This window comes from Mesorhizobium sp. M4A.F.Ca.ET.050.02.1.1, assembly GCF_003997725.1.
In the GTDB taxonomy this organism is placed as follows: domain Bacteria; phylum Pseudomonadota; class Alphaproteobacteria; order Rhizobiales; family Rhizobiaceae; genus Mesorhizobium.
This window is the reverse complement of sequence record NZ_RZSG01000150.1, coordinates 1-10189: the sequence shown is the minus strand read 5'-3', so window position 1 is coordinate 10189 and position 10189 is coordinate 1. Positions and strand designations below refer to the sequence as shown.

The following is a 10189-nucleotide window of genomic DNA, read 5'->3' as shown; positions in this document are numbered from 1 at the left end:
GGGTTGCTCCAGCTTCATGATCGCGCAGATCACGGGCCTGTCGACCGAAAGCGGAAATCTCATCGCAACTCTTTCATCGTGCCAATTGCCGAAGTTCGATCTGCCGAAACTTGATCGCATCGCCATAGAAGGCCGCGAGCTGCTCGGCGGACGCTGTCCAGTCGCCGATGTCCAACTTATGAAAGCGGTAGCGTGCGTCGCCAGGCGGAAGCAGGTCGATGTCCGGCCTGATCGCCGGATCCAGGATGCCGGCCACCGGCAGGTGGATCGTGCGCGCCGACGACAGCCAGCAGGCCAGCCAGGCAAAGCTGCCTACCGACGCGACGACATGGCTTGCCCGGCGCAGCGTCTCGAAATCAGTCAACGGCGATGCCTTCGGCGCGAAGGCGGCATCGGGAAAGCGCTGGCGCAGGCGCCGGCAATAATCATTGTCGTCATGGACCTGGCCGACGAAGACCGGCTTGCGGCCACTGTCCCGGCTAAGGGTCTCGAAGAAGGCGAACGGCATCGGGCAGTAGTTGCGGTGGGAGCCGTCGAGTATATCGCCGGCCCGCACATGGATGACGAGGAATTCGTCGCCATAGGTCGGCGCATCGACTGCACGCTCGTCGAAAAACCCGGAAACCTCCATTCGATCGTAATAGCCCAACCTCTGTGCGAAGCCCTTGAACAGGATGCTCCGCGCGCGTTTCTCACGGAACGCGGCAGCGATCGTGTCGAGATCGTAGCGATGATAGCCTTCTACCCGAAGCGCCCGGTATCTCCACACAAGAGGCGGCCGCAGCTTGGCGATGGACCATTCCGGCAGATCGGCGTTGCAGACATAGCCGCCGGGAATGCGCCCGGCCAGCACATGGCTGAACATGTACTGGAACATCCTGTTTCCCATGCCGCCAAGCGGCCGCATGACGATCGGTACACGCCGCATCGAACCCCCTTGAAGCCGGCACCGGATCGAGCCTGTCGATCGCGATCCCGGCATTGTGCGCTGGAATAATCGCGTGAGGATCGTCTGATACGCAAGCCGTGCTTGTCGTCGCGTATCGGGGCCCAGTGCAGTCTAGGGATATTTTGTCTGAACTGCGATCGCGTCCCGGGAATCGCTCTCCAGGTCCTTCGGCAGCGGCAGGCTCGAGCAGTTCAAGTGCACCTCGCGGGCGAACAGCTTTCGCTGCTTCTGCTCGTGCTCCTTGATGGCCGCCACCAGCCCCATGCTGTACGGGCCAAGCAGGACGCCGAAGCCCCAGCCGGGGTGCTCCTTTTCGCGAGCGGCGTAGTTCGAGGCATCCATGCGGGCTTTCTGGCATTCCGGCGACGCCCATTTCGGGTCCTGCTGCGAAAGCGACGTTTCATAGTCGACCGGAGAGGTCACACACCCGGCCAAAGTCGCCGCCAGCACGACAAGCACTGCAATTCTCATCCACAAGCCTTTCCTAAAGCATCGCGGAGAAACCACAGATCGCTTGCTTCCACAAGGCGCGGGCTTGGACGAGGCAGCGAGAAACAGGGTTATCGTCGTTGGTCGCCCGGCTCAGAACTTGCGGCTGAGATAAGCGAGCATCGTGATCGGGCTGGGCGCGCATTGCCGGCAGGCTGGGCGCGACATTACCGGCGGCTCGGGCCTGGAAAGATTGCGCCTCCTACGCATGACTATTCTTGTGAGATGTAACATTCAAAGGCAGTGATATATTGCCGGCTTTGGCTGACGTTTCTTCAACGGGAGACATGGCATGCTGGCAATACCGATATCCCATCCAGGAGATCAGCCCGCCGTCGGGACGATATCCTCCTCGACCGGATCCTCCCCGACTCTATCGTCCTTGACCGGCTATCCGGCCGCCGTGCTGTGCTGGCTACTTTCGGCCGGCGTCTACATCGCGGCCAAATGGGTGGCGCCGGAAATGCCGCCCTGGGGCCTCTGCTTCTGGCGGCTTGCGCTCGCCTCAGCCATCCTGCTGCCGATCGTGCACCGCCATCACGGCGCGATGATCACGCTGCTCAAAACCCGCGCGGTGGAGATCGTCGTCGTCGGCGCGATCGGCCTGACGCTTTGCCAGGGCATGATCTACCACGGCCTCAACGACACCGACGCCACAACGGCCGGCATCATCATGGCGCTGTCGCCGGTCATGACGATGGTGCTCGCCCGTTTTGTGCTTGGCGAGCCGCTCGGGCTCTGGAAGTCGCTCGGCGCGCTGGCGGCGCTTGCCGGGATGATGGTCATCGTCGCGCACGGCAACCTGACGGCGCTGCTTCAGCTCCGGTTCAATCCCGGCGAATTGTGGATCGTCGGCAGCGCGTTCTGCTGGGGTCTCTACACCGTGCTGCTGCGCCGTTCCAAATTCGGCCTCGAGCTGCTACCGCTGGTGGTTCTGCTGCTTGGCGCCGGCGCGCTGGTCGCCCTGCCCTTCCATCTGTGGGAACTGTTCAACGACGAACGCTCGGCAATGACCATCAATGGTCTGCTCGCGCTCGCCTATCTGGCGGGTCCGGGCGGCGCGCTGATGTACTATCTCTACAACCGAAGCGTGGAGACGCTCGGCGCCAGCCGCGCGAGCATGCTGCTCTACCTGCAGACGGTGTTCGTCGCGATACTGGCCTATCTGCTGCTCGGCGAGAACCTGCATGACTACGACCTGGTTGGTGCTGCCTTCATCGTGGCCGGCATCGTGCTCGCCACGGTGGTCAAGCCCATCCCGGGAAAAGCATGAAGCCGTCCGCAATTGCGCTTCGATAAGCTTAGGCTCCTGGCCCCTTCGGGAGCGGGCTGGCTCGGCGAAGCCGAGACGGAGCGGGCGCCGCCATTTGCGACCCTTCGAGCGGCCGGAGATTCCACAATCCCTGCGTCATCGATATGATGCGGCGATGGGGCGCGACATCAATCGAAGGGGAGCATCCGGTGAACGAAAAAGCCAGTCCAAGAACACTCGCGGAGATCGCCAGCTATCACGCCCATATCTACTACGCCGGGCAGCCTGAGCGGCAGCATGCCGAATGGCTGCGGCTTCGCATCGCAGAACGTTTCCGCGTGCGCCTCGGCAACTGGCGCGACGAGCCGGTCGGCCCGCATCAGCAGGCGATGTACCAGGTCTCGTTCGCCAACGCGCTCTTTGCTACGCTGGTGCCATGGCTGATGTTGAACCACGGCGGCCTGAGCATTCTCATCCACCCCAACACCACCAACCCCAAGCGCGACCATCTGATCGACCCGATCTGGATCGGCCGGCCGCTGGGTGTGAACGGCGAGGTGCTTGGGGACGAAGATGAGGCGGAGGAGGCACTGGAGGTGAATACGGAGCCGACGCTGGGGGCCTAGGGCGGCGTCAGTCCGACAGAGGGCAGGTCCTGGTTGAACAGGATCGCCGGGCTGGTTGGCTTGGCGCTTAAGCTGGCGACGTCGCATCATCAAGACGCAGCAGGCGCAATCGTAGCACGCTTGGCTACAGCCTTGCAGCTCTTGGCGGAATCGCCGACCCGTTTTGCGCATTTGTCTTGACGCAATTCCGGACGAAAAGCCGCTGCGCTTTCTGGAATTTCTTTAGACTGCTTCGCCGGTCTCAATATACCCCTTTCGGCTTAGTCCATTTGAGATAGATGTTGGCCCTCGACTCACACGTGAGTCAGGCCAATACTTCAACTCGTAAATTAAGCGAAGCGGGGGCTCGCGAACATGGATTCCGATATCATCTCGGGGATAGCTGTTACTTCGATCGTCGTCGGCTTCGCCGGTCAAGCCGTCTTGCTTTGGATCGCATGGCGCGGCCTTGAGTGGACGCCGGCGAAAGTTGTCGCGAGCTACCGAAGAGGGCGCTTCGCCGCAGCTGCCGGATTCGACCGAACTGCGGATCCTGGAGATCGCCGTTGCCTGCGGCTTTGAGTCTCCTTCGCATTTTTCAAAAACCTTCCGCGAGCATTTTGGAGAGGCTCCAAATTCTGTTCGCGCGCTCGCTCACGGCAGACGGGGCGGCCTGCGCTGCGCCGCAGGCGACTTGTCAGTGACACCACAAGCGTCGGGCCCAAAGCACCAAAATTATCGCTGAGGCTCGCAGTTCCGATCGGTCCGGATCGCAGTCCGCGCTAAACGACCAGTTTGTCGCAACGTGTGCGGTACTCCCCGAATTGCCGGTTCCGTAGTATGGCGAATCGACTTTGAAAATTTGGAGATTCCAGTGCTTCGCCGCAGTCTTGTTGTCTTTGCAGCGGTTGCTCTTACCGCTTGCGTCTCGTCCTCCATTGACCCGCAGAGCAAGGCCTCCATGGGCTCCGTCTACGTGGAGCCTGTGCAGATGTCGAAAGCCTCTGTCTTTGCGCCAAATTCAAGTGAGGCAAATGCAAGTTCTGGGAAAGTGCCCGCCACGGTATCAGAGGCTACTTCTCGTCTTCAAGAGATCGTGGACACGCGCACAAATCTCCGCGAGCTCATCGAGAGTCAGGCGAAGGAAGACCTTATTAGCAAGGGATATCGCGTAACAGACGCGGCATCGGGCGCCTCCGCCAAGCTGAAGATCAATGTCTACAACGCATTGAGCGTACCAGTCGGCGATGGGCGAGGCATTGCGATGACCGTCAGCGCTGAGATGGTTCGTTCATCGGACGGCAAACGGCTCATGTTCGCCGGCGCCAGCCAAATCAAGGATGCTGAAGCGCAGGGCGTTCGCATGGCGCCCTATGCCGAGTGGTTCACCAATGAGGATTTCCTCGTAGAGCAGTACCGTTTGGTCGCTCGGCTGCTTACCGCTCAGGCCCTTGCGGGCCTATAGGGACGTGAAAGCTGGGTCGAGGCGACGACCAGCACCGGATCTAACTCGCGCGAAATCTGTGAAAGCAGGAGCAAGGCCTCGTGGCGAGCCGGATCGACTGGCCATGCGGGGGCGGTCGGCTGCCGGCCTATCCCCCCGCCAGTCTTGGCAGCAGAAAAATCTCCGCCCCCTCAGGCAATTCCTTCGACCACGTATCCCGATAGATCGTGCCGTCGATCGCGACAGCGATGCCGCGATCGATCAGCGGCTCGAAGGCGGGATACTGTTCCGAAAGTTTCCGGAACAGCTCCCTGATGTCCTTGGCCTCGACCTCGACCTTACTCTGGCCTCCGGCGAGCGCGCCAAGCGATCCCCAGAGCGTCACTTCGACCATCAGCGCCAGAACCTCATTGGACCGTGGCGTAAGTCGAAAACCGCTTAGCGCTTTTCGGCATTGCTCTAGCCTTCCCGTTCCGCCTCGATCGCCGCCAGGATCCGCGGCGGCGACATCGGGATGTGCGTCATGCGCACGCCGGCGGCGTTCGAGACCGCATTGGCGATCGCCGCCAGCGGCGGCACGATCGAGGTCTCGCCGACGCCGCGTACCCCATAGGGGTGGTTGGGGTTGGGGATCTCAAGGATCTGCGTGTCGATCATCGGCAGGTCCGAGCAAACCGGGATGCGGTAGTCGAGAAAGCCGGGGTTCTGCAGGCGCCCGTCCTTGCCGTAGATATACTCCTCGTTGAGCGCCCAGCCGATGCCTTGCGCGGCACCACCCTGGTACTGGCCCTCGACATAGGTCGGGTGCACCGCCTTGCCGGCATCCTGCACCACGGTGTAGCGGATCACCCTGGTGGCGCCGGTGTCGGGATCGACCTCGATGTCGCAGATATGGGTGGCGAAGGACACGCCGGCGCCGTCGGCGACCAGCTCGCTGTGGCCGGCGATCGGTCCGCCGGTCTTGCCGGAATCGGCGGCGATCTCCTTCAGCGACAGTGTGCCGAGATTGCCGTGCTTCTCGCCCTTGGCGACCGCGTGGCCCTGTTCCCAGGCGACGTCATCGACCGAGATGTCCCACATCTGCGCGGCGCGCTCGCGCAGGATCTTGATCGCGTTGCGGGCGGCCGAGATGGTCGCCATGGAGGAGGAGAAGGTGCCGCGGCTGCCGTCGGTCATGTCGTTGTAACCGAGGGAGGACGTGTCGGCGACGATCGCCTTGACTTGCGAATAGTCGATGCCGAGCTCCTCCGCCGCCACCAGTGACAACGAGGCCCGTGAACCACCGACGTCGACCGTGCCGACGGCCAGCGAGACCGAGCCGTCCATGCCGATGTTCAGGTCGGTGCAGGTCTGGCCGCCGAAGTTGAACCAGAAGCCGCAGGCCATGCCCCTGCCCTGGTTCTTCGCCAACGGCGCCTTCATGTGCGGATGGTTCTTCGCCGCCTCCAGTGTCGGGCCGATGCCGATCGGGCCGTAGACCGGGCCGTAGGAGGAGCGTGTCCCTTCCTGAGCCGCATTCTTGATGCGGAAGTCGACCGGGTCGATGCCGATCTCCTTGGCCAGCTCATCGACGGCGCTTTCCACCGCGAAGGCCGCCATGGGTGCCGAGGGCGCGCGATAGGCGGCGGTCTTCGGCCGGTTGACCAGTACTTCGTAGCCGACGGTCTTGACGTTCTCAAGCTTGTAGCAGGCGAAGGCGGTCATGGCGCCGATCTCGGCCCACGTCCCGGCATAGGGGCCGCTCGTGTAGCGCAGCGTCGCTTCGGCGGCGGTGATGGTGCCGTCCTTGCGGGCGCCGATCTTGACGTCGATCGAGGTGGCGCTGGTCGGGCCCGAGGCGCGGAACACCTCGTCGCGGGTCATCACCAGCTTCACCGGCCGTCCGGCCTTGCGCGACAGCGCCAGCGCCACCGGTTCGGCCCAGACATGGGTCTTGCCGCCGAAGCCGCCGCCGATCTCGGAGGAGGTGACGCGCAGCTTCGAGGCTTCGATGCCAAGCAGTTGCGCGCAGTGCTGGCGGTAGACGAAGTGGCCCTGCGTGCAGACCCACAGCTCGGCTGTGCCGTCGGTGCTGACGCTCGCCACGCAGGCATGCGGCTCGATATAGCCCTGGTGCGTCTGCTCGGTCTTGAACGAGCGCTCGACGATGAAGTCGGCCTGGCCGAAACCCTGATGGACGTCGCCATGGCCAAACTGGCTGCGCTTGGTGACGTTGGACGGCTTTGCCGGCTTTTCCTCGAGGCCCTCGGTGAAGGTGGCGTCGTTGACGAGCGGTGCGGTGTGCTTCATCGCCTCGTCGACATCGGTCACATGCGGCAACACCTCGTAGTCGACCTCGATCAGCTTCAGCGCCTGCCTGGCGGTGCGGGCATCGACGGCGGCGACCGCGGCCACCGCATGGCCGTCATAGAGCGACTTGGTGCGCGCCATGCAATTGTCGAGGATGTCGTACATAGCGGTATCGCCATCGGTAAGGTCTGGCAGGTCGGCCGCGGTGACCACCGCCTTCACGCCGGCGAGTTTTTCGGCCTTCGAGGTGTCGATCTTCCTGATGATCGCATGGGCGTGTGGGCTGCGCAGCACGCGCCCGACCAGCTGGCCGGCCATGTTGAAGTCGGCGCCATAGCGGGCGCGGCCGGTCACCTTGTCGACGCCGTCGGGGCGAATAGGGCGCGTGCCGACGGAAGAGAAATTGCGTCCCGAGTACCGCGGATCGAAATTCATCTCAGGCTCCCTTCATCACGTTCGCCGCGTCCTGGACGGCGCGCACGATCTTGTCATAGCCGGTGCAGCGGCAGAGGTTTCCGGCGAGGCCGAAGCGGATTTCCTCCTCGGTCGGGTCGGGGTTCTTTGCCAAAAGGTCCTTCGCCGCGATCAAAAAACCCGGCGTGCAGATTCCGCACTGAAGCGCGGCGTGCTCGAGGAATTTCTGCTGCAGCGGATGCAGTTTCTCGCCATGCGCCATGCCCTCGACGGTCTCGACGCGCCGGCCTTCAGCCTCGGCGCCAAGCACCAGGCAGGAGCAGACCAGCCGGTCGTCGAGGATGATGCTGCAGGCGCCGCAGTCGCCGGTGCCGCAGCCTTCCTTGGCGCCGGTCAGCCCGAGCCGGTCGCGCAGCACGTCGAGCAGGGTCTCGTCCGGCTGGCAAAGATATTCGACGTGATCGCCGTTGATTGTCGTTGAGACTGCTACACCGGCCATCACTTGCCTCCTGCGCGCTGATAGGCGGTCGTGGCGGCTCTCCTGGCCAGCACACCCGCAACTTTCCGTCTGAACTCGATGGTGCCCCGCTTGTCGTCGATGGGACGGCAGGCGCCGGAGCAGACCTTGGCCAGCCGCTCGAGCGCTGCTTCGTCGAGCGTCCTGCCGATGAGGGCCTCGGCGGCCTCGTCCACCAGCAGCACCGTCGGCGCCGCGGCACCCAGCGCCACGCGGGCCGCCTTGACCACGCCCTGCTCGTCGAGCGTCAGGTTCACGCCGGCGCTGACCACGGCGATGTCCATCTCGGTGCGCGGAATGAAGCGCAGATAGGCATCGCCCGAATGCGGCGCACGTTTGTCGAGCAGGATCGCCTCGATGATCTCGCCCTTGGCGAGCGAGGTCCGGCCCGGACCGGTCGGCACCGCCTCCACGGCAATCGTGCGCTTGCCCGAAGATCCGGCAACGACTGCCCTGGCGCCGGCGGCTACCAGCGCCGGCACGCTGTCGGCGGCCGGCGAGGCATTGCAGAGATTGCCGACGATGGTGCAGCGTCCCTGCACCTGCTTGGAGCCGATCAGCTTCGCCGCCTCGACGACGCCCGGCCACGCCTTCTTCAAGGAAGCGCTCTCGCCCAGCACGGCGCAGGGGACGGCGGCTCCGATGCTGAAGCCTTCTGCGGTTTCGCGGATCTCGCTCAGGCCCTCAATGGCCTTGATGTCGACGATCAGGTCGGGTTCGATGAAGCCGCCCTTCATCCTCACCAGCAGGTCGCTGCCTCCGGCGAGGATGGCGGCCGTGCCGGCCGACCCGGCCAATTGGCCAACGGCATCTTCGATTGAATGCGGACGTATGTAGCGCATCGTCTCCTCATGGTTATCGCAATCTTGTCGACCGTTATAAAGGGTCTCCTCATAATGGCCATCCTCTTCCGCATCGGTGGCGATTGGGCCAAGGCGAGGCAAAATGCAGTCCCACCGGCGCACGCCGGTTCGGCTGACCGTCGGCCGCCCGGAATTGCGTCAAACAAAGGGTAAGCGGCTCGGCGTTGCCGCGAAACGATGAACCGCCGCAGGGGCTTGACCCGACGATCGCTCGCGTGAAACCTCTCCGGTCAAGGGAGAAGTTTCCATGCGACATCTTTTGGTTGTCCTCACCGCCTTGATCCTCGCGACAGCAGCGCAGGCGAGTACGATTTACTACGGCGCCAGGGTGGGAAATGGAACTTACCATCGTGAAAAAGACGGGCATCGGCTCCACGCACGCCAGCATCCTGGCTAAACACGACAGGCAGAAGGCGGGCGCCTACTGCCGCGAATATGGCCACGATTTCTCCAAGGATTGCATCGACGCGGAAATGAAGTCGCCTCTGCACTTCGAGATCACCGCCAACTGCAAGACCGGCAAGTTCACCACCTTCTATGGCGCCAGCATGCTGTTCCAGGGCCGCAACAAGGGCACCGATGTGACGACGGACTATCTGATCACATCGATTGATGACAATGTGGTGCTCGATGGCTCCGGCGCTTCCGGCTACGACTATACGCTGGAGCAGTTCAAGGCGCTGTGCCCCAACCGCGTGAAGTAGGGCCGGTGGCCTGGCCCGCCCGAGCCCGGAACCTGGACCGTGGCGGGCACGGCCATTTGTGGCTAGCAAGTCGTCATCGGAGGCCAAGAAGCATGACCCTGACCAATCAGGATATTGTCGAGCTGACCGCGTGGCGGCGCAAGCTGCACCGGCAGCCGGAGATTTCGAATGAGGAGGAGAAAACGGCAACGGAAGTCGTTTCCTTCCTCGCCGATACGGGGCCGGACAGAGTGCTCACCGGACTGGGCGGGCACGGCGTTGCGGCGGTCTACGACAGCGGCCGAGCCGGCCCGACCGTACTGTTCCGCTCGGAACTCGACGCGTTGCCGATCGAGGAACTCTCCGGCGTGCCGCATGCCTCGCAGGTGCCGGGCAAGTCGCATATGTGCGGCCATGACGGGCACACCGCGATCCTGGCCGCGCTCGGCCGTCAGCTCGGGCGTGAGCGGCCGGCTAGCGGCCGCGTCGTTCTGATGTTCCAGCCGGCGGAAGAAACCGGTAATGGCGCGGCCGGCGTCGTCGCCGATCCGCGCTTCAGCGAGATCACCCCGGATTTCGCCTTCTCGCTGCACAATCTGCCCGGCGTGCCGTTCGGCGAGGTGCGGCTGAAGAGCGGCGTGGTCAACTGCGCCTCGCGCGGCATGCGCATCGTTAGGGCAAGAC

At 63.5% G+C, this 10189-nt stretch carries 12 protein-coding genes; 6 read left to right on the top strand and 6 right to left on the bottom strand.

Annotation, left to right across the window (positions count from 1 at the left end; translation table 11 throughout):
* Positions 1-73 precede the first annotated feature (73 nt).
* The gene (locus EOA33_RS12935) at positions 74-928 is read right to left on the bottom strand and encodes an alpha-1,2-fucosyltransferase (RefSeq protein ID WP_190234268.1); all 855 of its coding nucleotides are present in this window, start codon (positions 926-928) and stop codon (positions 74-76) included.
* A 132-nt stretch (positions 929-1060) separates the two neighbouring features.
* Positions 1061-1420, bottom strand: a complete 360-nt coding sequence (locus tag EOA33_RS12930; protein WP_126056094.1) for a hypothetical protein — start codon at positions 1418-1420, stop codon at positions 1061-1063.
* Positions 1421-1730: 310 nt separating this feature from the next.
* On the opposite strand from EOA33_RS12930, the gene EOA33_RS12925 reads away from it, so the two are divergent.
* The 4 genes from EOA33_RS12925 (at position 1731) to EOA33_RS12910 (ending at position 4760) form a co-directional block, all read left to right on the top strand.
* Positions 1731-2711: an EamA family transporter gene (locus EOA33_RS12925; RefSeq protein WP_189375328.1), complete on the top strand. Its 981-nt coding sequence runs from the start codon at positions 1731-1733 to the stop codon at positions 2709-2711.
* A 146-nt stretch (positions 2712-2857) separates the two neighbouring features.
* Positions 2858-3316, top strand: coding sequence for a DOPA 4,5-dioxygenase family protein (locus EOA33_RS12920; protein ID WP_126059199.1), 459 nt, complete (start codon positions 2858-2860; stop codon positions 3314-3316).
* A 448-nt stretch (positions 3317-3764) separates the two neighbouring features.
* A complete protein-coding gene (locus EOA33_RS12915) occupies positions 3765-4040 on the top strand; it encodes a helix-turn-helix domain-containing protein (RefSeq protein ID WP_348628235.1) in 276 nt (91 codons plus the stop codon).
* A gap of 216 nt (positions 4041-4256) precedes the next feature.
* Complete coding sequence (locus EOA33_RS12910; protein WP_127405796.1) at positions 4257-4760, top strand: hypothetical protein; 504 nt, start codon at positions 4257-4259, stop codon at positions 4758-4760.
* Between the two features lie 127 nt (positions 4761-4887).
* Here the strand turns inward: EOA33_RS12910 and EOA33_RS12905 are convergent, their stop codons facing one another.
* The 4 genes from EOA33_RS12905 to EOA33_RS12890 all read right to left on the bottom strand — a co-directional run bounded on the left by EOA33_RS12905 (position 4888) and on the right by EOA33_RS12890 (position 8801).
* On the bottom strand, positions 4888-5133 hold the full coding sequence (locus EOA33_RS12905; RefSeq protein ID WP_127399912.1) for a MoaD/ThiS family protein: 246 nt from the start codon (positions 5131-5133) through the stop codon (positions 4888-4890).
* A 65-nt stretch (positions 5134-5198) separates the two neighbouring features.
* A complete protein-coding gene (locus EOA33_RS12900) occupies positions 5199-7463 on the bottom strand; it encodes a xanthine dehydrogenase family protein molybdopterin-binding subunit (protein ID WP_127405795.1) in 2265 nt (754 codons plus the stop codon).
* A gap of 1 nt (position 7464) precedes the next feature.
* Positions 7465-7941 (bottom strand): (2Fe-2S)-binding protein, encoded by a 477-nt coding sequence (locus tag EOA33_RS12895; protein WP_126056097.1) that lies wholly within the window; start codon positions 7939-7941, stop codon positions 7465-7467.
* On the bottom strand, positions 7941-8801 hold the full coding sequence (locus EOA33_RS12890) for a xanthine dehydrogenase family protein subunit M (RefSeq protein ID WP_126056098.1): 861 nt from the start codon (positions 8799-8801) through the stop codon (positions 7941-7943). The genes EOA33_RS12895 and EOA33_RS12890 overlap by 1 nt, the downstream gene beginning before the upstream one ends.
* Positions 8802-9172: 371 nt before the next feature.
* Here EOA33_RS12890 and EOA33_RS12885 point away from each other — a divergent pair, with 371 nt between their 5' ends.
* Both EOA33_RS12885 and EOA33_RS12880 read left to right on the top strand, forming a co-directional pair.
* The gene (locus tag EOA33_RS12885) at positions 9173-9526 is read left to right on the top strand and encodes a hypothetical protein (protein ID WP_245482326.1); all 354 of its coding nucleotides are present in this window, start codon (positions 9173-9175) and stop codon (positions 9524-9526) included.
* 92 nt (positions 9527-9618) lie between these two features.
* Positions 9619-10189 (top strand): M20/M25/M40 family metallo-hydrolase (locus EOA33_RS12880; RefSeq protein WP_127405794.1); only part of this gene is annotated, 571 nt, incomplete at its 3' end.

Excerpts from the sequence above, each read along its gene's own strand:
- EOA33_RS12935 (WP_190234268.1), bottom strand. The coding sequence starts at position 928 with ATGCGGCGTGTACCGATCGTCATGCGGCCGCTTGGCGGCATGGGAAAC.
- EOA33_RS12930 (WP_126056094.1), bottom strand. The coding sequence starts at position 1,420 with ATGAGAATTGCAGTGCTTGTCGTGCTGGCGGCGACTTTGGCCGGGTGT.
- EOA33_RS12925 (WP_189375328.1), top strand. The coding sequence starts at position 1,731 with ATGCTGGCAATACCGATATCCCATCCAGGAGATCAGCCCGCCGTCGGG.
- EOA33_RS12920 (WP_126059199.1), top strand. The coding sequence starts at position 2,858 with ATGCGGCGATGGGGCGCGACATCAATCGAAGGGGAGCATCCGGTGAAC.
- EOA33_RS12910 (WP_127405796.1), top strand. The coding sequence starts at position 4,257 with ATGGGCTCCGTCTACGTGGAGCCTGTGCAGATGTCGAAAGCCTCTGTC.
- EOA33_RS12905 (WP_127399912.1), bottom strand. The coding sequence starts at position 5,133 with ATGGTCGAAGTGACGCTCTGGGGATCGCTTGGCGCGCTCGCCGGAGGC.
- EOA33_RS12900 (WP_127405795.1), bottom strand. The coding sequence starts at position 7,463 with ATGAATTTCGATCCGCGGTACTCGGGACGCAATTTCTCTTCCGTCGGC.
- EOA33_RS12895 (WP_126056097.1), bottom strand. The coding sequence starts at position 7,941 with ATGGCCGGTGTAGCAGTCTCAACGACAATCAACGGCGATCACGTCGAA.
- EOA33_RS12890 (WP_126056098.1), bottom strand. The coding sequence starts at position 8,801 with ATGCGCTACATACGTCCGCATTCAATCGAAGATGCCGTTGGCCAATTG.